This is a genomic window from Rheinheimera sp., from assembly GCF_036782235.1.
In the GTDB taxonomy this organism is placed as follows: Bacteria; Pseudomonadota; Gammaproteobacteria; order Enterobacterales; family Alteromonadaceae; genus Pararheinheimera.
Map to the genome: position 1 here is coordinate 345,079 of NZ_DAIPZL010000004.1, position 25,819 is coordinate 370,897.

At 49.1% G+C, this 25,819-nt stretch carries 19 protein-coding genes; 11 read left to right on the forward strand and 8 right to left on the reverse strand.

All coding sequences use genetic code 11. The features are described 5' to 3' along the window. Positions 1-2 precede the first annotated feature (2 nt). Positions 3-140, reverse strand: coding sequence for a 50S ribosomal protein L34 (rpmH, locus tag V7P87_RS07270; protein ID WP_046519750.1), 138 nt, complete (start codon positions 138-140; stop codon positions 3-5). Positions 141-591: 451 nt separating this feature from the next. On the opposite strand from rpmH, the gene dnaA reads away from it, so the two are divergent. The 9 genes from dnaA to glyS all read left to right on the forward strand — a co-directional run bounded on the left by dnaA (position 592) and on the right by glyS (position 14,377). Next, complete coding sequence (dnaA, locus tag V7P87_RS07275) at positions 592-1,962, forward strand: chromosomal replication initiator protein DnaA (RefSeq protein ID WP_333796836.1); 1,371 nt, start codon at positions 592-594, stop codon at positions 1,960-1,962. 12 nt (positions 1,963-1,974) lie between these two features. Continuing rightward, positions 1,975-3,078: a DNA polymerase III subunit beta gene (gene dnaN, locus V7P87_RS07280; protein ID WP_333796837.1), complete on the forward strand. Its 1,104-nt coding sequence runs from the start codon at positions 1,975-1,977 to the stop codon at positions 3,076-3,078. Positions 3,079-3,090: 12 nt separating this feature from the next. Next, positions 3,091-4,206 (forward strand): DNA replication/repair protein RecF, encoded by a 1,116-nt coding sequence (gene recF / locus V7P87_RS07285; RefSeq protein ID WP_333796838.1) that lies wholly within the window; start codon positions 3,091-3,093, stop codon positions 4,204-4,206. Beyond that, complete coding sequence (gene gyrB / locus V7P87_RS07290; protein ID WP_333796839.1) at positions 4,190-6,607, forward strand: DNA topoisomerase (ATP-hydrolyzing) subunit B; 2,418 nt, start codon at positions 4,190-4,192, stop codon at positions 6,605-6,607. Before recF ends, gyrB begins: the two co-directional genes overlap by 17 nt. 517 nt (positions 6,608-7,124) lie before the next feature. After that, a complete protein-coding gene (locus V7P87_RS07295) occupies positions 7,125-9,392 on the forward strand; it encodes a hypothetical protein (protein ID WP_333796840.1) in 2,268 nt (755 codons plus the stop codon). 215 nt (positions 9,393-9,607) lie between these two features. Further along, positions 9,608-9,991, forward strand: a complete 384-nt coding sequence (locus tag V7P87_RS07300; RefSeq protein WP_333796841.1) for a BlaI/MecI/CopY family transcriptional regulator — start codon at positions 9,608-9,610, stop codon at positions 9,989-9,991. After that, entirely contained in the window at positions 9,984-11,177 is a 1,194-nt protein-coding gene (locus V7P87_RS07305) for a M56 family metallopeptidase (RefSeq protein WP_333796842.1), read from the forward strand. The genes V7P87_RS07300 and V7P87_RS07305 overlap by 8 nt, the downstream gene beginning before the upstream one ends. 212 nt (positions 11,178-11,389) lie before the next feature. After that, entirely contained in the window at positions 11,390-12,313 is a 924-nt protein-coding gene (glyQ, locus tag V7P87_RS07310; RefSeq protein WP_296299617.1) for a glycine--tRNA ligase subunit alpha, read from the forward strand. Between the two features lie 3 nt (positions 12,314-12,316). Then, on the forward strand, positions 12,317-14,377 hold the full coding sequence (gene glyS, locus V7P87_RS07315; protein WP_333796843.1) for a glycine--tRNA ligase subunit beta: 2,061 nt from the start codon (positions 12,317-12,319) through the stop codon (positions 14,375-14,377). Between the two features lie 72 nt (positions 14,378-14,449). Here the strand turns inward: glyS and V7P87_RS07320 are convergent, their stop codons facing one another. From V7P87_RS07320 to V7P87_RS07340, 5 genes are all read right to left on the reverse strand, one after another. Beyond that, positions 14,450-15,208: a MerR family transcriptional regulator gene (locus tag V7P87_RS07320; protein ID WP_333796844.1), complete on the reverse strand. Its 759-nt coding sequence runs from the start codon at positions 15,206-15,208 to the stop codon at positions 14,450-14,452. Between the two features lie 106 nt (positions 15,209-15,314). Then, positions 15,315-16,358 carry a GGDEF domain-containing protein gene (locus V7P87_RS07325; protein ID WP_333796845.1) on the reverse strand — a complete coding sequence of 348 codons (1,044 nt, stop codon included), beginning with the start codon at positions 16,356-16,358 and terminating at the stop codon, positions 15,315-15,317. Positions 16,359-16,421: 63 nt separating this feature from the next. After that, positions 16,422-16,670, reverse strand: coding sequence for a sulfurtransferase TusA (gene tusA, locus V7P87_RS07330; protein ID WP_333796846.1), 249 nt, complete (start codon positions 16,668-16,670; stop codon positions 16,422-16,424). 117 nt (positions 16,671-16,787) lie between these two features. Beyond that, entirely contained in the window at positions 16,788-18,110 is a 1,323-nt protein-coding gene (gene pepQ, locus V7P87_RS07335; RefSeq protein ID WP_296299622.1) for a Xaa-Pro dipeptidase, read from the reverse strand. Positions 18,111-18,207: 97 nt separating this feature from the next. Continuing rightward, entirely contained in the window at positions 18,208-20,091 is a 1,884-nt protein-coding gene (locus V7P87_RS07340; protein ID WP_333796847.1) for a transglycosylase SLT domain-containing protein, read from the reverse strand. Positions 20,092-20,303: 212 nt separating this feature from the next. Between V7P87_RS07340 and fadB the strand changes: the two genes are divergently transcribed. Both fadB and fadA read left to right on the forward strand, forming a co-directional pair. Continuing rightward, on the forward strand, positions 20,304-22,457 hold the full coding sequence (fadB, locus tag V7P87_RS07345; protein ID WP_333796848.1) for a fatty acid oxidation complex subunit alpha FadB: 2,154 nt from the start codon (positions 20,304-20,306) through the stop codon (positions 22,455-22,457). A gap of 15 nt (positions 22,458-22,472) precedes the next feature. Further along, entirely contained in the window at positions 22,473-23,642 is a 1,170-nt protein-coding gene (gene fadA, locus V7P87_RS07350; RefSeq protein WP_260657589.1) for an acetyl-CoA C-acyltransferase FadA, read from the forward strand. A gap of 275 nt (positions 23,643-23,917) precedes the next feature. On the opposite strand, the gene V7P87_RS07355 is transcribed toward fadA, so the two are convergent. Together V7P87_RS07355 and V7P87_RS07360 are read right to left on the reverse strand one after the other, a co-directional pair. Further along, positions 23,918-24,733, reverse strand: a complete 816-nt coding sequence (locus tag V7P87_RS07355) for a hypothetical protein (protein ID WP_333796849.1) — start codon at positions 24,731-24,733, stop codon at positions 23,918-23,920. A gap of 405 nt (positions 24,734-25,138) precedes the next feature. Then, the gene (locus tag V7P87_RS07360; RefSeq protein WP_333796850.1) at positions 25,139-25,738 is read right to left on the reverse strand and encodes a LysE/ArgO family amino acid transporter; all 600 of its coding nucleotides are present in this window, start codon (positions 25,736-25,738) and stop codon (positions 25,139-25,141) included. Between the last annotated feature and the right edge of the window lie 81 nt (positions 25,739-25,819).

The following is a 25,819-nucleotide window of genomic DNA, read 5'->3' on the forward strand; positions in this document are numbered from 1 at the left end:
AATTAAGCGACAGTTAAGCGTTTACGGCCTTTAGCACGGCGACGCGCTAATACTTGACGACCATTTTTGGTAGCCATGCGAGCACGGAAACCGTGAACGCGAGCACGTTTTAACACGCTAGGTTGAAATGTTCTTTTCATAACTTCGTCCGTCCGGTCGATATTTACTAAGGTTTATCTGTGTTTTAGTAAAAAACCAAAACGCAGCGATTTCAAAAGAGCGCGAATTTTAAGGACTAAGTACACGCTTGTCAATGCGATCCTTGGTTAAATAACCATCCGATCCTTGAAATAACGCCGATCAACCAGAGTTTTCCACAGGTATGCACATTTTGTTGGATAAAATGTGCATGAATTGGTCGCAAAGCACTTGATATTTCCGAATCGCCTTGGAAAAACCCGCGGTATTATCAATTTGAATAATGGTTATAAATTCAATAAAAACATGAGCATATGTTGTTTTTGCTGCAAATGATGCTTTTTTCAGAAAGTCAATATTGCAGTTGTGGATAAGATCAGCCCATAATGCCAACCTTCGCTAAAAAACGCCTGCCTTGCTAAATACTAATTATTCGGGGCTGTTGGAGATATGGTGTATCAGTCAGTCTGGCAAAATTGCCTAGAAGCACTGCAGTCAGAATTGCCTGCGCAGCAATTCAGCATGTGGATCCGCCCTTTGCAGGCCGATAGTTCCCATGACGCTCTCACATTGTTTGCCCCAAACCGCTTTGTGCTGGATTGGGTCCGGGATAAATATTTAAACCGGATCAACGAGCTGATCCACGATTATTGTGGTGATCATGCACCGCGCCTGCGTTTTGAAGTGGGCAGCAGTCAAAAGGCTGTCAAAGCGGCACCAGCGCCGGTCAGCCGCAGTCAAACAGCGGCCGCTGTGCCAGTGGCAGCGCCGGAAATTCCTGAACCTGCGCCAAAAACCATAGTGCGTAGTAATGTCCGTGCCAATTACACCTTTGATAACTTTGTAGAAGGTAAATCCAACCAGCTGGCGCGTGCTGCGGCCAGTCAGGTGGCAGATAATCCTGGCACTGCGTACAACCCGCTGTTTTTGTATGGCGGCACAGGTTTAGGTAAAACCCACTTATTACACGCTGTTGGTAACGGTATTCTGGCGAAAAAGCCCGACGCTAAAGTGATTTATATGCACTCAGAGCGTTTTGTGCAGGATATGGTGAAGGCACTGCAGAATAACGCCATTGAAGAATTTAAGCGTTATTACCGCTCTGTCGACGCTTTGCTGATTGACGATATTCAGTTTTTTGCGAAAAAAGATCGGTCTCAGGAAGAATTCTTTCATACTTTCAATGCGTTGCTTGAAGGTAATCAGCAAATAATCCTTACATCCGACCGTTATCCAAAAGAGATTGACGGTGTGGAAGAGCGGTTAAAAAGCCGTTTTGGCTGGGGTTTAACCATTGCGATTGAACCGCCAGAGCTGGAAACCCGCGTTGCCATTCTGATGCGCAAAGCGCAGGAGAATAACATCCGTTTACCGGAAGAAGTGGCGTTTTTTGTCGCTAAGCGGCTGCGCTCCAACGTACGGGAATTAGAAGGGGCGTTAAACCGCATTACCGCAAACGCTAACTTTACCGGCCGCCCTATTACCATTGATTTTGTCCGTGAGTCTTTGCGTGATTTATTGGCGTTACAAGACAAACTGGTCACCATCGAAAATATTCAGAAGACAGTGGCTGAATATTACAAAATCCGTGTCGCCGATTTGTTATCTAAACGCCGTTCCCGTTCTGTGGCCAGACCCAGACAAATGGCGATGGCGCTTTCCAAAGAATTAACGAACCACAGCTTGCCGGAAATTGGTGATGCTTTTGGTGGTCGCGACCACACCACTGTGCTGCACGCTTGCCGTAAAATTGAGTCTCTGAAAGAAGAAACTCATGAAATTAAAGAAGATTTTCAGAATTTAATTCGCACTTTGTCGTCTTAATAGGGAAAGGTTATGCAATTTTACATTGACCGTGACACGCTGCTGAAACCACTGCAAATGGTATCTGGTGCTATTGAGCGCCGTCATACTTTGCCTATTTTGTCGAATGTGCTGCTGGACGTGACGCCTGAAGCTTTATCTTTAACAGGTACAGATTTAGAAATTGAACTGGTCGCCGCTGTGCCTTTAACCCAGGTGCAGGTGCCAGGCCGGGTGACGATTCCTGCAAAAAAACTACTCGATATCTGCCGTTCTTTGCCAGAAGGTTCACCGCTGCATATTTCGTTGCAAGGCGACAACTGTGTTGTCAGTACCGGCAAAAGTAAATTTACCTTATCAACCTTAAGCGCCAACGACTATCCGAATCTGGAATCCTGGCAAGGTGAAGTGGAATTTGATTTAACCCGGGCGCAATTACGTAAGTTATTGGACGACACAGCCTTTTCGATGGCGAACCAGGATGTGCGTTATTACCTGAATGGTTTGTTGTTTGAAGTGGATAACGGCACTCTGCGCACTGTGGCAACCGACGGTCACCGGCTGGCGCTCAGCTCAATGGAATTGGCAGTAACTGCTGGTCAGCAAAAACAAGTCATTATTCCGCGTAAAGGTGTGCTGGAGTTAATGCGGTTGTTAGTGAATGATGATCAGGTGATCCGGCTGGCCATTGGCCAAAACCATATCCGTTTACTCGACAGCCAGTTTAGCTTTAGCAGCAAATTAATTGACGGCCGTTTCCCGGATTATCGCCGGGTGTTGCCGCGTAACAGTTCCAAACAAGTCACAGCACATCGTGCTGTGTTAAAAGATGCTTGTGTGCGCGCGTCAATATTATCGAATGAAAAATACCGTGGTGTACGTTTTACGCTGAGTTCCGGTGAGTTGCAGATTGTTGCCAATAACCCTGAGCATGAACAGGCTGAAGAAGTCATTGAAGTTGAGTATCAGGGCGACACCCTGGAAATTGGCTTTAACGTGGGTTATGTGCTGGACGTGTTAAACACTTTAAGTACAGATTTGATCATTATGCATTTAAGCGATGCCAACTCCAGCTCGCTGGTGGAAGGTGTGGGCAATCAGGGCGCCTTGTACGTCGTGATGCCAATGCGGCTGTAATTGTTGTAGTTTATGGCGCTGGCGCTGTTACAGCTGACAGGTTTTCGCAATATCAACAATGCGGCTTTGCAATTTTCGCCAACGATCAATCTGATTTATGGTGAAAACGGCAGTGGCAAAACCAGCATTCTGGAAGCTATTTATTTGCTGGCGCATGGCCGCTCTTTTCGCACCAGCAAACCGCAGAAGGTGATTGGCCATCAGCACTCACAGCTGGTGTTGCACGGCAAAGTGCAATGGGCGCAGCAGTTGTTGAGTGTGGGTATGTTGCGCGACAGATTGGGCGAATGGCAACTGAAGCTAAACGGCGAGAAGGTGCTGCGGGTGGCCGATATTGCCACTTTACTGCCGGTACAGTTGATCACGCCTGACAGTTTCAGATTGTTTTTTGGCGGGCCAAAAGAGCGGCGGCAGTTTTTTGATATGGGATTGTTCCACGTGGAACCTTCCTTTTTTGAACTCTGGGTGTTGTTTAATAAGGTTTTAAAACAGCGTAATGCCTTATTAAAAAGCAAACAGCCTTATGGTGACAACTACAGATTCTGGGATCTGCAGTTGTGTGAAACTGCGGTGGCGTTACAGCGAATGCGGCAGCAGTATATCAACCAGTTGTTTTTAGCCTTAACGCCTTTGCTGCAAGATATTGAAGTGTTGCAGCAACTGGAGCTCGAGCTGACGCCGGGTTGGGCAATGAAACAAGGTAATGCCGCTGAATTAATGCAACAGCTACAACAGAATTTCAGCAGTGACCTGAAGTTTGGTTATACCCAATTGGGGCCACAAAAAGCAGATCTACGGATCAAAATTGCTGGCGAATATGCCGATGAATTTTTGTCGCGTGGTCAGCTGAAAATGTTGTTGTTTGCGTTAAAGGTGGCACAAAGCAATGTAATTTTTAGCAGAGGTCATAAACAGCCACTGCTGCTGATTGACGATTTGGCGTCGGAGCTGGATGACCACTCTAAACGCCATATTTTTAGTTTTTTACATCATATCAATTCGCAGGTGTTTATTACTGCAATTGAAGCTGCTCAGGTCTTGCCATTAGTGTCAGGCACTGAGGTTGGATTGTTCCACGTGGAACATGGGCAGATAGTACGGACGGATGATAATGGCCGAAGAACATAATTACGACTCCTCCAGTATAAAAGTACTGAAAGGTTTAGACGCAGTCCGCAAAAGACCGGGCATGTATATTGGTGATACCGACGACGGTTCAGGATTACACCATATGGTGTTTGAAGTTGTCGATAACTCGATTGACGAAGCGCTGGCTGGCTATTGTAGCGACGTGTTTGTCACTATCCACAGCGATAACTCAGTGTCTGTCCGCGACAATGGTCGTGGCATTCCAACCGATATGCACGAAGAAGGTGTGTCCGCTGCTGAAGTCATCATGACAGTACTGCACGCCGGCGGTAAATTCGACGACAACTCTTATAAAGTGTCGGGTGGTTTACACGGTGTTGGGGTGTCGGTAGTAAACGCTTTGTCGGATAAACTGGAACTGACCATTCGCCGCAAAGGCCAGGTGCATAACCAGATTTACCGTTTAGGTGTGCCGGACGAACCGCTCAAAGTGATTGGTGAAACCGATAGCACTGGTACAGAAATTCGTTTTTGGCCAAGCCCAACCATTTTTACCGATATCAATTACCACTACGATATTCTGGCCAAACGTTTACGTGAGCTGTCGTTCTTAAACTCTGGTGTTAGCATTATTCTGACCGATGAGCGTGACGACAAAAAAGATCACTTTAAATATGAAGGTGGTATCGAAGCTTTTGTGCAGTATTTAAACCGCACCAAAATGGCGATTCACCCTAAAGCCTTTTATTTTACCGCCAGCCGCGAAGATGGCATTTCAGTTGAAGTGGCGATGCAGTGGAATGATTCGTTCCAGGAAAGCATCTTCTGTTTTACCAACAATATTCCACAGCGCGACGGCGGTACTCATTTAGCCGGTTTCCGTTCGGCCTTAACCCGGGTGCTCAACACTTATATTGACGCCGAAGGTTACGCTAAAAAGATGAAAGTGGCGGCTACCGGTGATGATGCCCGTGAAGGTTTAACTGCCGTTATCAGCGTCAAAGTGCCGGATCCGAAGTTCAGCTCACAAACCAAAGACAAGCTGGTGTCCAGCGAAGTGAAGTCGGCGGTTGAAAGTGTGATGCATGAAAAGCTGAATGAATATCTGCTGGAAAATCCAAACGACGCCAAAATCATCGTCACCAAAATTGTAGACGCAGCCCGTGCCCGTGAAGCTGCGCGTAAAGCCCGTGAAATGACACGCCGGAAAGGGGTGTTGGATATTGCCGGTTTACCAGGAAAATTGGCCGACTGTCAGGAAAAAGATCCAGCATTATCAGAACTTTACCTGGTAGAGGGTGACTCTGCGGGTGGGTCTGCCAAGCAGGGCCGCAACCGCAAAAACCAGGCGATTCTGCCACTGAAAGGTAAAATTCTGAACGTAGAAAAAGCCCGCTTCGACAAGATGATTTCATCACAGGAAGTTGGCACCCTGATCACCGCTTTAGGTTGTGGTATCGGCCGTGAAGAATACAATCCGGATAAAACCCGTTATCACAGCATCATCCTGATGACGGATGCGGACGTCGACGGCTCGCACATTCGTACCCTGCTGTTGACCTTCTTCTACCGTCAAACGCCTGAACTGATCGAGCGTGGTTATATTTATATTGCCCAACCACCTTTGTACAAAGTGAAAAAAGGTAAACAAGAGCAGTACATCAAAGATGATGCGGCGATGACTGAATACCTGACCACACTGGCACTGGACGAAGCAACCTTACATGTAAACGCCGATGCCCCAGGTATTGGTGGTGCACCACTGGAAGCTCTGGTTGGCCAGTACCATAAGTGCAAAGCCACTATTGAGCGTTTAGGTCGGAAAATTCCATTGAACCTGCTGAACGAGCTGGTTTATGTGCCGGGTATTACGGTTGAGATGTTAAAAGACGCCACTTTAACCAAAGAGTGGGTTAGTAAACTGGCAAAACGTCTGCAGGACAAAGAAGGTGATGGTTCCAGCTATACTTTTGATGTGACTGAAGATCGTGAACGTAATCTGACCCTGCCAAAAATTGTGATCCGCCAGCACGGTATCGACAATGAATATGTGCTGCATTACGACTTTATCACCTCCAGCGACTATGGCCGTATTGCCGCTTTAGGCGACGCGATTCGTGATCTGGTGGAAGAAGGTGGTTATATCCGCCGTGGTGAAAAAATCAAACCTATTACCAGCTTTGTTGAAGGTCTGGAATGGCTGATGACAGAGTCGAAAAAAGGTCTGTATATTCAGCGTTATAAAGGGTTAGGTGAAATGAACCCTGAGCAGCTATGGGAAACCACCATGGATCCAAATACCCGCCGTATGCTGCGGGTGACCATTGAGGACGCCATTGGTGCCGACCAGTTGTTTAATACGCTGATGGGTGACGACGTAGAACCACGTCGTGCCTTTATCGAAGAAAACGCGCTGCGGGTGGCTAACCTGGACGTGTAATTTGCTGGGGCTAAATAGTGCGGTGTTCACCCTTGTGAATAGCCGGTTTAGCCGCAGACACAAAAACAGCAGCAACAAAAGCCCGGTCGATTGACCGGGCTTTTTTTATGATCATTCCCAGTGTTGTTGAAGCTGTAGCAAACTGAAATTCTGCCGCAATACAACGATCGCCATATGCTGCAGATATTTCCTGCTGCAATCAGCCAGGCATAACGAATTGATTTTTATGGATAGTTCCGAAATCAGGCAACTACAGTTGCCATGTGATGTAGCAGAACTCTGCCAGTCGTGACGCCAGTATCTAATTTAGCCAAGTTGCATTGCCGCCAGGTCAGGCCTATGGTTGGCGGGCAGTCAGGGAGCAGGCGGCATGCAGTGCTACTGGACAGTTGTGTATTCGTTATCCTTTCACCAAGCCCTCTTGTTCTCTATGTCAGGTTTATACCAAATGACACTGCAATCAGTTGCCTTCAGCAACTGAACCCTTTGCCATTTCTGCTGCAGAAGGAGAGTGCAGATGAATACTATCTTTAACCCTGTGACCGGTGATGAAGAGGATGTTGCAACTTTACCGGTCGAGTTGCAGCTGTTGCAACGTGATGACCACCCTGACTTTGTGTCACTTAAAATCAGTGAAGACAGCACAGAGCAGATCCAGGCTTATCAGCCAACACCGGATTGGCCGGAAATGCCAAAGCCACGGATGCCGGAATTACCGCTGCCGTATCCGCCTAAACTACCGTTGCCCATTAAAGTTTGTGCTGCAGTCAGCGGGCGTTATCGTTATCAACCCATTGCCAAACCGGGCACTTTTCCGCTGAACCTGCTTAGTATAACTGTGCGGGTTGATGTGGATAGATTTTTACCCCAGCAGCGCATTTCTATTGAGGCGCGCCGGTTGTTTCCTGCGTCCAGCGCGCATTTAATTGCAGAAGTCACTTCGGATGCCTGCCTCGGGCTGAATCATCGCCGGATCAAAGCCAGTGTGGTATACCGCCACGGTTCCGCCGCTTTATTACCTGCTGATCAACTGGTGTTTGAAGCCAAACGTGGTGCTGTTGGACTGCAGTATGCAAATTATCAGTTAACGGTGATCAACGCAGGTGTCAGCAAAACCTATCCGCTGAGCTTCTGGTCACAGTATTTTGATGAAGTTGAGTTTGAGGTAGACCAGGTGGCCGGTACTAATAATGTCACCACCAGTTACCAGACTCACAGCCATCCGAACCGGCCGGCTGATTTACCCAACGAAACACTCAATCTGACCAACGTGTTTCAGCGTGCGGGTTTTAATGCCACATTGTCACCACATCCTTCGACTATCCCGGTGACGGCTGCGGGGGCGAATGCCACCTGGTCTGACAGCGAAATGCACAATGCAATGGTGACGTACTGGCAGCGTTTTGCCAATAAACCACAGTGGGCTATGTGGGTGCTGTTTGCGGCCAGGCATGACAGTGGACATAGTCTGGGTGGTGTGATGTTTGATGATATTGGCGCTAATCATCGCCAGGGGACGGCCATCTTTACCAATAGTTTTATTCAGGATGTGCCGGCAGGAGAAACAAACGCCGCAGCCTGGCGCCAGCGTATGGTGTTCTGGACTGCGGTGCACGAAATGGGTCACGCTTTTAATCTGGCGCATTCCTGGCAAAAAGCACTTGGGGTGCCGCAGGGGGCACCAGGTAACCCATGGCTGCCGCTGGCCAATGAACCTGAAGCCCGTAGTTTTATGAACTATCCGTATTTTGTTTCTGGCGGACAGTCAGCGTTTTTCAGTAATTTCCGTTTTCGTTTTAGTGATGACGAGCTGGTGTTTATGCGCCATGCACCCCGCAGTTTTGTGCAGATGGGCAATAACAACTGGTTTGATCAACACGGTTTTGAAGCGGCACCTGCTCATACTGAATCTGGTTGGCAACTGGAGATCCGCAGCAACAAAGCCAGGCCATCGTTCAGCTTTATGGAGCCGGTCTGGCTGGAACTCAAACTGAAAAACATTGCAGAGCAGCCGCAGTTGCTTGATGCGGACCTGCTGCAGGATGGCCAGCATTTTAGCCTGGTGATCCAGCGTGAAGGTGGGGTGGCGAAATTCTGGCGGCCGATGATTACCCGTTGTCATCAGGCACATCAGGACGCAATAGCAGCCGGCTCTGCCATTTATGGCAGTCACAATATCAGCTGCACCAGCAGCGGTTGGTTAATTGATGAACCCGGTTTTTATCAGGTGCAGGCGGCGATTGACCTTGGACATGCCGTGGTGCGTTCTAACCTGTTGCGGATTTATGTGGTGGCTTCGGGTTCTGCTGAAGAGCATCAGTTGGCGCCGGATTATTTTACCGAAGATGTAGGGCGGGTATTAAGTTTTGGTGGAGCACCAGCGCTCACTGCTGCAACAGAAGTGCTGCAGGAACTGGAGCAGAGCTGCCCTCAATCTGCAGCAGCTTTACATGCACGTTGGGCCTTAAATGCACCAGCCATCCGGGCTTACAAGACTTTGGGCTACAGTAAAACCGGCGCCGGTTTTAGCTGCAGTACGCCCAATAGCAAGGCGGCAGAGCGGTTAAGAAAACTGCTGACATCTGATGTGCAACAAGTCGCCAACAGCATGGGTAATATTCATTATTACGCTGCTGTGCGTGAGCTGGCCGATTGTTTCCGCCAGGCAGATGACAAAAAAGCTGCCAAAGCCTTGCTGGAGCAGGGTGTGAGCACGATGAAACAACGCCAGGTTCTGCCCGCAGTGCAAGCAGACTGGAATCAGCAGTTAAAACAACTGAAATAACAAACAACAATGCTGCAGTTACTGTGGATATATATTGATACACAGTAACTGCACTACCAATGGCTCCAGTGTTCGTTCTCTTCACTGTTATCCATCACATGGTTCCGTGAACTCTTTGCACAAATAACCGCGAATTTTATTGACTGTTATGATTACAGGTGTAATCTTATGAGGATTACACCTGTAATCCATTGTGCTGTCTGAGGGAGTAACAAATGAATAAAGACATTAGCCAGGCTGAGCTGGAAGTTCTCAAAGTGTTGTGGGCCAAGTCACCCCTCAGCGCTAACGAAGTGGTTATTGCTCTGGCGGACGCCAGTGAGTGGCATGAAAAAACCGTCAAAACCTTACTGAATCGTCTGGTGACAAAAGAGGCTGTGGGCTTTGAAAAAGATGGCAGGGCTTATTTGTATTACCCGCTGGTACAACAAGCGGATTACCAGCAAAAAGAAAGTCTGAGTTTTATTCAACGGGTATTGTCCGGGCGGATCAGCCCGCTGGTGGCCGGTTTTGCCAAACAGCAAAAGCTGGATGCCCGTGATGTGGCAGAGCTGAAACAATTAATTGCAGATTGGGAAAAGGAGCAAAAACATGACTAACTGGCTGCTGTCGCAACTGCTGCCGCTCAGCCTGTTGCTCGCAGTGCTGCTACTGCTGCGCCCTTTTGTACTGCGTATGCTGGGCGCCCGCTGGCAATACAGTCTCTGGGCTTTGGTGCCCCTGTGGTTCGTGTTGTCGTTATTGCCTTTGCCGGTTTATCAAACCACAGACAATGTGATCAGCCGTGTTCAGATTGGTATTAGCCAACTGAATGCGGATATCACTGACAAGTTGTATGCCGTTGATCTGTTGTTGCTGACCTGGCTGGCAGGTGTGTTGTGTCTGAGTTTTGTGCTGTATTGGCAGCAAAAACAAATATGGGCCGAGCTGGCTGCAGCCGAAATGGTGCAGAACCCCACTGTAACCCCGCTCAGCTGCAAACAAAGTATTGGCCAGCACGGCCCATATCTGACGGGGCTGTGGTGCCCACAACTGCTATTGCCCAACGACTTTAACCGGCGTTTTAGTGCAGAACAACAACAGCTGATTCTGCAACATGAACTGACACACTGGCAGCGTGGGGATTTACATGCCAATGCGCTGGCTTTGCTGGTATTAAGTTTGTTTTGGTTTCATCCACTTTGCTGGTGGGCGTATCGCCTGTACCGGCAGGACCAGGAGCTGGCTTGTGACGCTGTGGTATTACAGCATGCCAATGCCAGACAAAAAATTGCTTACAGTCATGCACTGCTGAGTAATGCCCAAACTGCTGCCGGACCATGGCAGTTACTGACCCATCCTTATGGAGATAAACAAATGATCAAACAACGTTTAATGCAGTTACAGCAACAACATGGCTTTAGTAAACCTATGTTGAGCCTGAGTCTTTTGGTGCTCACTGTGGCACTGCTGTGGCTGCAACAACCGGTGCTGGCGGTGGCCAACGACAATGCGGCACCGATCAGCAGGGTTGAGCCACGTTACCCGCTAGCGGCGGCACAAAATAAAATAGAAGGTTATGTGGTGGCGCAATTTGATATCAGTGCCGAAGGTCAGGTGCAAAACATAAAAATTCTGAAGTCTGTACCTGAGCAGGTTTTTGATAAAGAGTCAGTGCGTGCGCTGGAGCAATGGCAATATGCCAAAACGATGGCCGGTCAGCAGGGCGTCAAGGTGCAGCTTGATTTTGCCATGGATCCGGTGGACTACAATATTGAGCGGGTTGAGGTGTCGCCGTCAAAATAACTGCAGCAGCTTATCAGCCAAAACAGCAAAGGGGCCACTGGGCTCTTTTGCTGTTTCGGTTACAGCCAGAGCGCAAATTGGCTTTCACGCAATAATTTTCCCGTGATTCCTGCAGAAAATGCCGCGAAGCGCTACAGAAACGCCACGTAAATGGGTATACTTTTCGGTCATTTTTGCAGGTCTATCTCATTCAGCGAGCAGGTGCGCCTTCTATGCACAATTACGATATTAAAACATTCCAGGGATTGATCCTGGCATTACAGGATTATTGGGCCCGTCAGGGTTGTGTCATAGTGCAGCCCCTTGATATGGAAGTGGGTGCCGGTACCTTCCATCCGATGACCTTTTTACGTTCTTTAGGCCCAGAGCCAAGCAACGTGGCTTATGTGCAGCCGTGCCGCCGTCCAACCGATGGCCGTTATGGTGAAAACCCAAACCGCTTACAGCACTATTACCAGTTTCAGGTGATTTTAAAGCCGTCGCCGGCCAATATTCAGGAGCTGTATTTAGGCTCTTTACGCGAGCTGGGCATTGATACCCTGGTGCACGATATCCGTTTTGTCGAAGACAACTGGGAATCGCCAACCCTGGGTGCCTGGGGTTTAGGCTGGGAAGTGTGGTTAAACGGCATGGAAGTCACACAGTTCACTTATTTCCAGCAAGTGGGTGGCTTAGAGTGCCGTCCGGTCACAGGCGAAATTACCTATGGTTTAGAGCGTCTTGCCATGTACATTCAGGGCGTGGACAGCATTTTTGATCTGGTCTGGACCGACGGCCCTATGGGGCGTGTGACCTATGGTGATGTGTTCCACCAGAACGAAGTTGAACAGTCTACTTACAACTTTGAATATGCCGATGTACCAGCGCTGTTTGCCGCTTTTGACCAATACGAAGCCGAAAGCCATAAACTGATTGAGCTGGGTTTACCACTGCCGGCTTATGAAAAAGTGATGAAAGCCTCTCATGCCTTTAACCTGCTGGATGCACGCCACGCCATTTCTGTGACAGAACGTCAGCGTTATATTCTGCGGGTGCGCACTTTAGCCAAGGCCTGTGCTGAAGCTTATTATGCTGCCCGCGAAAAGCTGGGTTTCCCGTTATGCCGTAACCAGTCACAAGTGCAGCAGGAGGTTTAAGTGGTGCAGGATTTTATTGTTGAGATTGGTACTGAAGAGTTACCACCGAAGTCGCTGCAAACTTTAGCAACGGCTTTTGAACAGAATATTGTCGATGAGCTGAATAAGCTCGGTTTGTCTTTCAGCAACACTGCCTGGTACGCAGCGCCACGCCGTCTCGCGGTGCGGGTCAATCAGCTGGTGGCTCAACAGGCCGATAAAGTGGTGGAAAAACGCGGGCCGGCGCTCGCAAGTGCTTTTGATGCTTCTGGTCAACCGACCAAAGCAGCACAAGCCTGGGCTGCTTCCAACGGCATTAGTGTGGAACAGGCCGAACGCCTGGAAACGGACAAAGGTGCCTGGCTGGTGCATAAAGCCAAAGTGCTGGGCGCTGCTACCGTCAGTTTATTACCTGAAGTCATTCACAACGCGCTGGCAAAATTGCCTATTGCCAAGCCCATGCGCTGGGGCCATTCCACTGCCGAATTTATCCGTCCTGTGCACACTGTGGTCATGCTGTATGGCAATGACATAGTGCCGGCCACAGTGCTGGGTAAAACCTCAGGCCGTGCTACTCATGGTCACAGATTCCACGCCCCGGCGCTGGTGGAAATTGCCAATGCCGATGCTTACTTAAGCACGCTGGAACAGGCTTTTGTGGTGGCCGATTACGCCAAACGCCGTGCTTTTATTGCCGCTGAAGTAGCAAAAACTGCTGCTTCGCTTCATGGCGTGGTCGCAACTGACGAAGCGCTGCTCGATGAAGTGACCTCTTTAGTGGAATGGCCAGTGGTGCTGGTCGGTTCATTTGAAGAGCGTTTCCTCGAAGTGCCGGCTGAGCCGTTAATTTCGACCATGAAAGACAACCAGAAGTACTTCCCGCTGCTCGATAATAACGGCAAGCTACTGAATAAATTCATTTTTGTGGCAAATATCAACAGTAAAGACCCAAGCCAGATCATCTCGGGTAACGAAAAAGTAGTGCGGCCAAGGTTAACAGACGCCCAGTTCTTTTTTACTGTGGATAAAAAAACCAAACTGGCCGACCGCCTTGAGAGTTTAGGCACTGTATTGTTCCAGCAAAAACTCGGCACTTTACGTGAAAAATCTGAGCGCATTGCCAAACTGTCGGCTTATATTGCCGGCAAAATTGGCGCCAATGTACAGCATGCTGAGCGCGCTGGTTTACTGTCGAAAACCGACCTGATGAGCAACATGGTTGGTGAGTTCCCGGAAACACAGGGCATTATGGGCATGCATTATGCCCGGATTGACGGCGAGCCAGAGGCTGTTGCGGTTGCGCTGAACGAACAATACAAACCGCGTTTTGCCGGTGACAGCCTGCCAAGTCAGCTCGAAGCCTGTGCAGTGGCCATTGCTGATAAACTCGATTCGTTAGTGGGTATTTTTGGTATTGGTCAGGCGCCAAAAGGCGATAAAGACCCCTTTGCACTGCGCCGTGCTGCCATTGGTGCGCTGCGCATTATGGTAGAAAAACAGCTGCCATTAGACTTGCTGGACATCATCAGCTATGCCCAAAACACTTTTGGCGACAAGTTAACCCAAGCCACTGTTGCCGACGAAGTGCTGGAATTTATGCTGGCGCGTTTCCGTGCCTGGTACGAAGGCGAAGGTTATGCCGTCGATGTAATTCAGGCCGTACTGGCGCGTCGCCCAACCAATCCGGCCGATTTTGACCGCCGTGTTAAAGCTGTGGCCGAATTCCGCAAATTGGAAGCGGCTTCAGCTTTAGCTGCTGCCAATAAGCGGGTTGCCAATATTCTGGCCAAAGTGGAAGGTGAGCTGCCACAACAGGTCAATACCACTTTATTGCAGGCGGGTGCTGAACAAGCCTTGTTTGCCGCTTTATCGGCTAAACAAACTGAGCTGGAAACCCTGTTTGCCAAAGGTGACTACAACACAGCCTTAAGCACGCTGTCCTCCTTACGTCAGGTGATTGATCAGTTCTTTGACGAAGTGATGGTGAACGTTGAGGATATGGCGGTGCGGCAAAACCGCCTGGCGCTGTTAAACCAACTGCGTTTAGCTTTCCTGCATGTTGCTGATATTTCTGTGCTGCAATAACACTGCAGTTTGGTGCTGATATCAAAACAAAACCCGGCAAGCGCCGGGTTTTTTTATGCTTGAGCTCTGCCATCAGTCTGATTCAGTCCCGGTCAAGGTTGCAGCGTACAGTCTCAGGCCGTCATGCATCAGTTCTGCTGTACCTGCACCAAACCTGTTGTAATAGTTGTTAAAACGTTCGTCCTGCACATAGAGGCTGGCCAGTTGCAACAGCCGCTCCGCCGGGCAGGCGCCATAACTCAGTAACCATTGGTGCTGAGCCTGCATCAGTTGTTGTACTTCAGCTGCGTCCGCGCTGAGGTGACGCAGTTGTGACAATTGTGACGCTATCAGCTCGCCTTGTTCGGCTTGCGCCTGTTGTTCGCTGGCTGATAACTGTTGTTGTTGCTGCTCGTGCTGCTCAATTTCAGTGGCTCCCCAGCGTTGCATTGCTTCTTCGCGCAGCACCTGTGGACTGAAATGCTGAAATAAAGCTGAATGATTTGGGTTAGACATAGTGTCAGACTCCAGTTGTAACAAGGATTGATCCAGCATGGCTAACAGTTTGGTCAGATGGTCCAACCTTGCTGTTAGCTGCTGCTTTTGCGCCAATAAACAAGAGACTAAGTTGTAGTCCGGGTTTTGCAGCAGACGCTGAATTTCCGCCAGCGGCAATTCCAGTTCGCGATACATCAGGATCTGTTGCAGCTGCAATAATTGTTGCTGCTGATACAAACGGTAACCGCCGGCACTGCGTGCCATGGGTTTAAATAAACCTATCTGATCATAATGGTGTAAGGTGCGGACACTAATGCCGGCAATCTTAGCTAACTGGCTGATGGTAAAAGACATAACTTAGTTTCTTTGTTTAGGCTCAACTGCAGTCTGGGCCCTGACGTTACGTCAGACGCAAATGATTTTTTAAAATCTTCAGGCTGGCGCTGATCAAAGCTGTGAGTTAGTGCACCTGATTGCGGCCACTGGCTTTGGACAGATACAACTGCTGATCGGCTCTTTTAATTGCAGCCTGAATGTCCTCTGCTGCTGTGGCTTCGGCCACCCCAAAACTGCCGGTGATCACTAAGTCGGGATGCTGGGGTAACAACCGTTTTTGGGCAATAGCAGCACGAATTTTATCAGCCACCCTTAACGCGTCCTGCAGGCTGGTTTTGGGTAACAACAATAAAAACTCTTCGCCGCCATAACGGCAACAAATATCTTGAGTGCGCAGTTTTTGCCGGAACAACAGCGCCGCCTGTTGTAACACTAAATCGCCCTGATCATGGCCAAAACTGTCGTTGATATGTTTAAAGTGGTCAATGTCGGTCATGACCACCGCCATAGGGAAAAACAGCTCAGGTTGTTGTTGGGTATGTTCCGGCAATACTTCTTCCAGAAAACGCCGGTTGGCCAGATTGGTCAGTACGTCGGTATTGGCTTGTTGCTCTTTGCTGTGCTGTAGCACACTCATTGAATGATGGCTGCGCTCACGGAAATGTTCGTTGATCCAGCCGACCGCCAGCACAGTGGCAAAAGAGGCCAGAAAACGCGGCACCTCGGCTGTGGTATAACGGGCTTGTTGTAGCTCAGGACCAAATAACAAAAATATCAGTCCGGAAAACATCAGCAGATTCAGAATAATGCCGGCTTTGGCACCAAGCAGGCCAAACATGATCAGAGGTACCGGAAATACCCAATATAAAGCAGTGTTTTGTGAACCGCCGTGCCATACCAGTAACAACACAAAAAACAACGCAAAAAGAGCCACTAAAGTACAGGCCAGCTGCAGTTGCTGTGAGCGGTGAAACCAGATAGAAATTAACAGCAGCGCCAGCGCAGCACCAAATATCAGCAGTTGTAATGACAAATCAGCGCTGAATAAGTGATAAAAGCCCATCAGCAATAATGTCAGTGAGCTGATATAGCTGGCAAATAACAGAATATAACGCCGTCTGAGCTGATCGATAGAAGCGGCTTTATGATGGCTTTGCGACAATGGCAAAACGGTAGTTCCGAAGCTGTTGAATAATCAAGAGTCTGCGACCGGATCCTTGAAATAACAAGTTTAACCGGCGCTTTTTTTCAGCAAATAACGATAAGGCAGCGCTGAAGTGTCCATCGCCACAAGTTCGTGATCCATAAAACGGCAAAAAGCCGGAATGTCGCGGGTGGTGGCCGGGTCGTCGGCCAGGATCAACAGAGTTTGGCCTGCGGCCATTTTCCGGATGGTCAGCCGCACCATCATTACAGGCTCAGGGCAGCGTAAACCTAAAGCATCCAGTTGTTGATCGGCATGGGCAAACACATCAGTCATGGTGCATTCCGCGAGAGTAAAACAGCCGCTTATGGTAACGGCTTGGCTGGTGGATTTCAAAATATAAAAAACGGCCGCTAAAGGCCGTTTTGCAAATGATGCTGCTGATGTCAGTGATCAGGCTAAACCTAAATCCCTGGTCATATTTTCATTGCGGTCACGGTGCACTATCACGTTGTCTTCAATCCGGATGCCACCAAACTTACGCATCGCATCTACTTTGTGCCAGTTTACGTATTTGCCGTGTTCACTTTGTTTGAGCGTGGCCAATAACGAATCAATAAAATACAAACCCGGTTCTATGGTAAACACCATGCCAGGCTCAACCAGCCGGGTTGAGCGCAGGAAAGGGTGATTCTGGGGGGCCGCCACATGAGTGCCACGTTCATCCGCCATAAAACCACCCACATCATGCACCTGCAGCCCCAAATGATGGCCAATACCGTGTGGGTAAAAAGTACGGCTGATTTCGGTTTCTACTATGGCGTCGGCGCCCAGCTGCACTAAGTCAAAATCGGCCAGAATATTGGCAATCAGCTGATGTGACTTTAAATGCACTTCAGTGTATTTAATGCCGGGTTTTAAGCTGTCGACCAGTTGTAATTCAATGGCATTCATTGCCTGGATCAGGGCGGCAAATTCGTCGTTTTTCGCACTGTAAGTGCGGGTAATGTCGGCGGCATAGCCATGAAATGACGCGCCGGCATCGATTAAAAACGAATGATGTTCAGCAGGTTTTTGCCGCTCCAGCACTGTGTAATGCAAAATGGCGGCGTTTTGGTTCAGTGCAATAATATTGCCGTAAGGCACTTCGTTTTCGCCCTGGCCCACAGCCGCCAGGTAGGCCAGCTGAATATCAAATTCACTGCCACCGGCACGAAAAGCCGCTTCGGCCGCTCTGTGGCCCTGTACCGCAATGCGGTTGGCTTCACGCATACAGGCCAGCTCATAGTCGGTTTTATAAGCGCGGTGATAATGCAGGTAATTTAATACACCTTCCGGGTTCAGCTCGGTAAAGCCCAGGGCACGGGCCAGTTCCAGCTGTTCACCCAGATACGCCATCCGTGCTTTGTCGTAGGGCAGCAGTTGCTCAACTTTGGTGGCTTTATCAATCAGCTGAATATCAAAAAAGCCGGCCCAGAAGTCGGTTGGGGCGTCCGGCACCTTGTGCCAGAAATCCACAGGTAAATAAAACACCAGTTTAGGTTTGTTGACGCCATCGACGATGAGCCAGCAGTGTGGGTTATCGACCAGCGGCAACCAGGCTTTAAACAGCGGGTTTACTTTAAAGGGATAATCCATATCGTCGAGAAACTGACGTTTAGCCTGGCCCGAATGGATCACCAATGCGTCCAGATTTTCCCGTGCCAGCACGGCTTTGGTGCGTTGTTGCAGCTCAAACAGGTGAGCGGCGTACAGAGGTTGGTAAGCTGGTCGCATGGCTGTTCCTATCATTAGTTATCATATGAAGTTACAGCAGCCGCTTAAGCGGCTGCAATAGGCCCACAGGGGGGGCAACACAGGCTCTGGTGCTGACTCAGGAGCTTTCACCGACCTGCATAGTGCTTAATGGCACAAAAACGTCGTGGTTCTGATTCATTCTGATGTTGTAAATCTGATAATAAGCCAGCACCGCTTTGACATATTCCCGTGTTTCTTTAAACGGAATAGTTTCAATCCAGATATCCAGCGGCATCTGCTGGCCTTTGGGCAACCAGGTTTTTACTCTGCTGTAACCGGCGTTATAAGAGGCGGTCGCAAAGACCAGGTTATTGTTATTTTGCCGCATTAAATAGTTCAGATAGTCGGTCCCCATATCAATATTTACATTGGGGTTATACAAGGTTTGTACCGCAACCCGCCGGCCCGAGATATGTTTAGCCGTTTGCGGCATAATTTGCATTAAACCGTGGGCACCCACCGGCGATTTAGCCGTCGGAATAAAGGTGCTTTCGCGTCGGGTAATGGCCATGGCCCAGGCAGGGTCTACCTGAGCTGCTTTGGCATGTTTTTGAATTTCCTGATTAAACACCATCGGAAAACGCATTTCTACGTCATCCCAATAACCGGCATCCGCCAGTGCAAAAATGGCTCTGTCATACCAGCCTTTGTCATAAGCGTACTTGGCGGCGCTGAGTTTTTCCGGTTCTGTGCCGTATTTTTGCAGGAACGTCAGTTCCCGCTTGGCGGCGTTGGGCCGGCCAATGGCCTGCCATTCATACATCCGCGCTATAGCCGCACTCTTTTTAAAAGCCTGATACTGTTCGGCCGTGATAGGCACTGGTTTATGCGCCAGGCTGGGTTTCAGGCCCAGTTTGGCTGCGGCCATAAAACCATAATAACTGCGTTCTTCGGCAAGGCTTGCCAGCTGTTGTTTGGCTTGTTCCTGCTGCCCCAGCTCCTGCAGCACCCGAGCTTGCCAATACCTTAAGTTATCTTTGTTACGGCTCTCAGCTGGCAGTTCAGCCAGCATTTGCTGAATTTGTTGCCATTGTTTTTGCCGCAACAACCAGGCCAGTTGCCACTGAATAAATAAATCATCTTTTAGTGCCACCGGCACCATAGCGATAAATTTGGTGGCGCGGGCGTCGTTTTTGCTGGCCAGGGCAATAGCAAACTGTCGGGCTACGTCGGTGCGCTGTGCTTTGGTAAATTGCGGATCAGTTTCAAATCTTTGCCATACCCTGAGCGCCTGTTCCGGCTGTTTCCACACCATTTTTTTCAGGGCATAGGTCAGAATTTCGCGCTCCCAACGATGTTTGAGTGGCAAAAAATTTTGTCTTTGCACCAGGCCTGGGTTTTCAATCACCTGTTTCCATTTATCACCAAGGTATTGCAGGTTTTTTGGCAGCAGGGTGCGTAAATAAGGGATGATCCGTTCATCACCGCCATCGGCGGCTTTGGTTAAGCGGGCCCACACCACTTCCGGCGTGCGCTGGCCGGCTTTTTGCCAGCGGGAAAACAGGTTGTCACACTCTTTGGGCAGCGACTTACCCACAGTCCAGAGTTTGGTCACTTCAGGCCAGATGGTTTTAGCCGGCTCATTCAGTAGCCTAAGTTGTAGTGCATAACAGTCCAGCACTGTGTCTGTGCCCATCTGGTAGTTCTGTAAAAACGGCTGGCTCAGGCCAACACTGGCTAAATAAATCAGCCAGCGTTTTTTCATTGGCCATTCCAGTGGTGTGCCCTGGTGGCGTTTTAAAAAGTCTTTTACGTCGGCCGTGTTGCCAAGCGCCCTGCTTAAATACTCCAGCTCAACATAAGGTTTCAGCGGGTAATGATGTAAATCACGCAGGATTTTTTGCGCTTGTTCAGGGCTTGCTTTCTGAATGTTTTTTTCAGCTTTGAGAAAACGTTCCCGCAACACCTGATCGGAAGGTGCTGCCAGAGTGCTGCTGCTGAACACCAGCAGCAGCGACATAAAAAAACCTGTTCCTGAGATGCCGAACTTCGGTTGCCACATCTGTATAAATACCACCTATAGTTACACAGGCGTCGACGGCGAATTCAAACAAGCGTTTAAATAACGGTTGAATTTTTTCCTGAACCGCGACACACTGGACCCGCACAAGACTCATCTGACCTGTTGCGATAAAAAAGCATTTGTCACCTACGCGACGAAGGAGAACATCCATGATCTACCAGAGTTCCAGCATTACCGTGCAATACATTGCTGACGGTATTGCCGAGTTTACCTTTAACGCAGCCGGCTCGGTAAACAAATTTGACCAGCAAACGCTGGCCGATTGCCGCGCAGCGTTGGAAATCCTGCACAAAGATGCAAATCTCAAAGGTTTAATTTACAGCAGTGCCAAAGAAACCTTTATTGTTGGTGCTGATATTACTGAATTTTTAGCCACTTTCCAAAAGCCTGAAGCTGAATTAATCCCGTGGATCAAACAAGCTTCTGACATCTTCGACCTCGCTGAAGATCTACCAGTTCCAACAGTAGTGGCATTAAATGGTTTTGCGTTAGGCGGCGGTTGTGAGTGGTCTTTAACGGCCGACTACCGTGTGGCCGATACCACCACCAAAATTGGTTTACCTGAAGTCAAACTGGGTCTGATGCCAGGTTTTGGCGGCACAGTGCGTTTACCCCGTATTGTGGGTGCTGACACTGCGATGGAGTGGATCACTACAGGTAAAGAACGTGGCGCCGAACAAGCCTTAAAAGAAGGTGCTGTGGATGCCGTAGTGGCACCAGCCAAATTAAAAGAAGCTGCGCTTTCGATGGTGCAGGACGCCATTGCCGGCAAGCTGAACTGGCGCCAGAAACGTGCTGCCAAGTTAGCTCCGCTGAAACTGAATAAAACCGAAGCCACTATGAGCTTTAATACCGCCAAAGGCATGGTATTTGCCAACGCAGGTAAACATTACCCTGCGCCTATGCTGGCGGTAGAAACCATTGAAAAAGCAGCGCGTTTAGACCGCGCCGGTGCCGTAGCACTGGAGAACGCCGGTTTTGCCAAACTGGCAAAAACCGACGCTGCTACTGCCCAGATTGGTTTGTTCCTGAATGACCAACTAATCAAAGGCAAAGCCAAACAAGCTGGCAAAATGGCGAAAAAAGCCATCAATAAAGCTGCAGTGTTAGGCGCCGGCATTATGGGCGGTGGTATTGCCTACCAGTCTGCTTCTAAAGGTGTGCCTGTGGTGATGAAAGACATCAACGACAAGGCCTTAGAGCAGGGCATGGGCGAAGCGATTAAGCTGTTAGGCAAGCTGGTGGAACGTAAACGTTTAGACGCTGCCGGCATGGCCAAAGTGGTGGCTGCTATTACACCGACACTGTCGAACGAAACCGTTAAAGGTGTCGATATTGTGGTAGAAGCAGTGGTCGAAAACCCGAAAGTCAAAGGCGCAGTATTAAATGAAATTGAAACTGTGGTGGGGCCAGACGCCATTATTACCTCCAACACGTCCACAATTTCGATCAACTCTTTAGCGGCCAACCTGGAAAACCCAAGCCGGTTCTGTGGTATGCACTTCTTTAACCCTGTGCACCAGATGCCATTGGTAGAAATTATCCGTGGTAAAGACACTTCAGACGAAACTATTGCTGCGGTAGTGGCTTACGCGGCCAAAATGGGTAAATCGCCGATTGTGGTGAACGACTGCCCTGGTTTTTACGTGAACCGCGTGTTGTTCCCTTATTTTGCCGGTTTTAGCAAGTTAGTGCTGGATGGTGCCGACTTTGCCAAAGTAGACAAAGTGATGGAAAAACAATTCGGCTGGCCTATGGGCCCGGCTTATCTGCTGGACGTCGTAGGTTTAGACACTGCCCATCATTGTACCGACGTGATGGCGGCTGGTTTCCCAACGCGGATGGCCAAAGTTGCCAACGACCCGGTCAGCGCTATGTATAACGCCCAGCGTTTTGGTCAGAAAAACGGTGTTGGTTTTTACGCTTATAGCAAAGATGCCAAAGGCAAACCGAAAAAAGATCTGGATGCGGCAAGCGGCGCTTTATTAGCGGGCATTGCAGCACCGGCAAAAGATTTCTCAGCCGACGAAATTATTGCCCGCACTATGATCCCAATGATTAACGAAGCCATTCGTTGTTTAGAAGAAGGCATAGTGGCATCAGCAGCCGAAGCCGATATGGGCCTGATTTACGGTTTAGGTTTCCCTCCGTTCCGCGGTGGTCCGCTGCGTTATGTGGACACCATGGGCCTGGCCAACTTTGTGGCTTTAGCTGACAAATACGCAGACCTGGGTGAAATTTACCAGGTTACAGATAAAACCCGCGCCATGGCTGCCAGCGGCCAGGTGTTTTACCCGGTTTAATTGCGGAGAATTACCATGAAACAAGCTGTGATTGTCGACTGCATCCGGACCCCTATGGGTCGCTCCAAAGGCGGTATTTTCCGTAATATCCGTGCTGAACAACTGTCTGCTTATGTGATGAGCGGCATTTTAGAACGTAACCCTGGCCTGAACCCAAGCGACATCGACGATGTGATTTGGGGTTGTGTACAACAAACGCTGGAACAGGGTTTTAACGTGGCGCGTAACGCCGCGTTATTAGCCGGTATTCCACATTCGGTGCCTGCTGTTACTGTGAACCGTCTGTGCGGTTCTTCGATGCAGGCGCTGCACGATGCTGTGCGTTCTATCGCCATGGGCATGGGTGAAGTGTATTTAATCGGTGGTGTGGAGCATATGGGCCATGTGCCTATGACCCACGGTGTCGATTTCCACCCGGGTTTAGGTGTATCTGTGGCCAAAGCCGCCGGTATGATGGGCTTAACCGCTGAATTACTGGGTAAACTGCATGGCATCAGCCGTCAGGAACAAGACGAATTTGGCGCCCGTTCACATCGTTTAGCCCATGAAGCGACGCTGGAAGGCCGTTTTAAAAACGAAATTCTGCCATGTCTTGGTCACGACGCTGATGGTGTGCTGAAGCTGTTTGATACCGACGAAGTGATCCGCCCTGAAACTACGGTGGAATCTTTAGCAGCGCTGCGTCCGGTATTTGACCCGGCCAACGGTACAGTAACAGCAGGGACTTCTTCGGCGTTATCCGATGGTGCTTCTGCCATGCTGGTGATGAGTGAAGACAAAGCCCGCGCTTTAGGCTTAAAAATTCGCGCCCGCGTCATTGGTATGGGTGTGGCAGGTTGTGATCCGTCAATCATGGGTTACGGCCCTGTGCCAGCGTCGAAAAAAGCGTTAAAAGCCGCTGGTTTAGACATTGGCCAAATCGACTTCTTCGAACTGAACGAAGCTTTTGCTGCCCAGGCGTTGCCGGTAATGAAAGACTTAGGTTTGTTAGAAGTGAAAGAAACCAAAGTAAACTTAAACGGTGGTGCTATTGCATTAGGTCACCCGCTGGGCTGCTCAGGCTCCCGTATTTCTACGACCTTGCTGAACGTCATGGAAAGCAAAGGCGGCAAATACGGTTTAGCCACTATGTGTATAGGTTTAGGCCAGGGTATTGCCACTGTATTTGAGCGGGTTGACGCTTAACTAGCAGAGCGAACACCATTGCGGATAAGGGGTTTAGGCTCTTATCCGGTGAAAACAAAAAGGGCTGATAAATATCAGCCCTTTTTTATGGTTGATGCACTGCCGGCAACCAACCACCGGCAGCTACTGCGTTCGCCCGTTCGCGCCTCCCGCGCTCACTCTTGAATGCTCACTCCGCAGCTCCCGGTTGTTGGTTGGGGTATGCGAAATAGGGGTTAAGTTTTTTTGTGTAGTAATTTAAAAGCGATACTTGACTTACATTCCTAAGTAAATTCTCAATTCTGTAATCTGACTATGACTGAGTAGGTTGGGCTGGCAGCATTTGAAAGTAACTTTATTCGAACAACCGAGCAAATGGCTCCGTCAGCTCCCTTGAGTTCTGTTATGTCCATCAGATGCATAGCCTTACTGCCAGGCGTTGTTAGTGGATGATCCTCTAAACAGCCAACCCACTCTTTGGCGAAATTGTGTTTGTTTAATACTATGGACAGAATCGGACTTTCCTCTCGAGGAAACACGCCTATTTGTGCAACGTAGTAAGAATACGCAATTTTTGACAGCATTCGGATAAATGGCCATATATCTACGTTTGTCTGAGTTTCGACACCCGTGGCATTGTGGCGTTTAAGTGTCTCAATTGCATCGCCTATGTGAAGTGTGTCGAACCCAACTACGTCTATGCTATCCGGCCTGTCATCTTTGCTTTCCCCGCCAAGAGCTAAAGGGGCTATAAAAATTGGAAGGTGTATGGTGTGAAAGCCGTTTTCAATAGGCATTTCACCATCTAACCGTGTATTTCCGGCAATAAACTTAACTGGAGTAGCAGCTGGCTTTTTATGCTTTTTATGCCGAGATGAAACTCCCATAGCACGACGGCCGTTATCTAAGAATCCTCTCAGTACTTTACGTTCAAATTCTGAGGTTATTTTCGCGCATTCCGCGCAACTTGACTTAGGCAATACAAAATTTCCGTTCAATCCAAAAGGTATAATGTGTTCATCAGAAAGCGCATCCTTTTCATTGCCGCAATAGATACAGTGATTTATTGGAAGATATGTAATCTGAGGTGCTCGTGGCAGTTGTTTACTCATCGCTTGTTCCATTCAGCATGACAAAGTGTTTGAATATAATGGAATTCCATCATTATTTGTGGTCATTGGGGTCAGGTCTTGAACTGTGCGTTGTTTGAGTTATTTTTGCAATTCAGAACTAACCCAATCCTCATACCAGCGCTTTTCCTCCCCGTTGAGACGAGCCGATAAAAATTGAAAGTTTGAGGTTTTAAGACGCCAACTGTTTGAGACGGCTGACGTTAGCAGCCGTCGAGTTTTGGCGGCGCCTCAAACTTTTGATTTTTAGAGGGCTTTCGAAGGCTCACCGGGGTGATTTCTTTACGTCTCTTTCTTTGTCAGCAAAGAAAGAGACTCGCCCGCCGGGGCGAGACCCGGCATACGCGCCATGCCGCAGGGCATTAAAAATCGGTTATTAGGCAACCGCTAAGCAACCGCCAGCTTCACCGCAATCCCAGCCAAAGTCATAGCCACCAAGCCATCAAACACCCGCCAGCGTATGGGTGAACTCAGTAAAGTCTTTAGCCTGGGCGCCAAAGCAGTCAGGCTGCTAAACCAGAGAAAAGATGCCAGACAAGCGCCTACCGTAAACCAACCCGGTTGTGGTTGCAAAGTGCCAACACCACCAATCAACACCACAGTGTCCAGATACACATGAGGGTTGAGCAAAGTAATGGCCAAAGCGGTAATAGCTGTTTTTGGCCAGGGTTGCACCTGCACTTGTTGTTTTGCCATTAAACCTTGGCTGCCTTGCCAGGCGCGGCGGGCGGCGCCATAAGCCAGCCACAACAGCATCAGCACCCCGCACCAGGTAAGCACTGGCACCAGCGGTGGCATTATTTGTTGCAACCACTGCACACTGTACACACCCGTAATAATTAACAGCGCGTCACAGCTGATACATACCAGCGCGATCACCAGCCGGTTAGCGCCGGCCATACTTTGGCTCAGCACCCAGATATTCTGCGCGCCAATGGCCACTATTAAACTCAGGCCCACGGTAAAACCGGTAAAAAATGACAACATCCCCATTTTTCCTTTTTCAAAACACCAGGCTGCAACTCTGGCCAGAGTCTAAACAACAGCATTACAATGAATCCAACGAAT

What these genes read in the sequence shown, in the direction of transcription:
- rpmH (WP_046519750.1), bottom strand. Translation starts at nt 140, where the DNA reads ATGAAAAGAACATTTCAACCTAGCGTGTTAAAACGTGCTCGCGTTCAC.
- dnaN (WP_333796837.1), top strand. Translation starts at nt 1,975, where the DNA reads ATGCAATTTTACATTGACCGTGACACGCTGCTGAAACCACTGCAAATG.
- recF (WP_333796838.1), top strand. Translation starts at nt 3,091, where the DNA reads ATGGCGCTGGCGCTGTTACAGCTGACAGGTTTTCGCAATATCAACAAT.
- gyrB (WP_333796839.1), top strand. Translation starts at nt 4,190, where the DNA reads ATGGCCGAAGAACATAATTACGACTCCTCCAGTATAAAAGTACTGAAA.
- V7P87_RS07295 (WP_333796840.1), top strand. Translation starts at nt 7,125, where the DNA reads ATGAATACTATCTTTAACCCTGTGACCGGTGATGAAGAGGATGTTGCA.
- V7P87_RS07300 (WP_333796841.1), top strand. Translation starts at nt 9,608, where the DNA reads ATGAATAAAGACATTAGCCAGGCTGAGCTGGAAGTTCTCAAAGTGTTG.
- V7P87_RS07305 (WP_333796842.1), top strand. Translation starts at nt 9,984, where the DNA reads ATGACTAACTGGCTGCTGTCGCAACTGCTGCCGCTCAGCCTGTTGCTC.
- glyQ (WP_296299617.1), top strand. Translation starts at nt 11,390, where the DNA reads ATGCACAATTACGATATTAAAACATTCCAGGGATTGATCCTGGCATTA.
- V7P87_RS07320 (WP_333796844.1), bottom strand. Translation starts at nt 15,208, where the DNA reads ATGTCTTTTACCATCAGCCAGTTAGCTAAGATTGCCGGCATTAGTGTC.
- tusA (WP_333796846.1), bottom strand. Translation starts at nt 16,670, where the DNA reads ATGACTGATGTGTTTGCCCATGCCGATCAACAACTGGATGCTTTAGGT.
- pepQ (WP_296299622.1), bottom strand. Translation starts at nt 18,110, where the DNA reads ATGCGACCAGCTTACCAACCTCTGTACGCCGCTCACCTGTTTGAGCTG.
- V7P87_RS07340 (WP_333796847.1), bottom strand. Translation starts at nt 20,091, where the DNA reads ATGTCGCTGCTGCTGGTGTTCAGCAGCAGCACTCTGGCAGCACCTTCC.
- fadB (WP_333796848.1), top strand. Translation starts at nt 20,304, where the DNA reads ATGATCTACCAGAGTTCCAGCATTACCGTGCAATACATTGCTGACGGT.
- fadA (WP_260657589.1), top strand. Translation starts at nt 22,473, where the DNA reads ATGAAACAAGCTGTGATTGTCGACTGCATCCGGACCCCTATGGGTCGC.
- V7P87_RS07355 (WP_333796849.1), bottom strand. Translation starts at nt 24,733, where the DNA reads ATGAGTAAACAACTGCCACGAGCACCTCAGATTACATATCTTCCAATA.
- V7P87_RS07360 (WP_333796850.1), bottom strand. Translation starts at nt 25,738, where the DNA reads ATGTTGTCATTTTTTACCGGTTTTACCGTGGGCCTGAGTTTAATAGTG.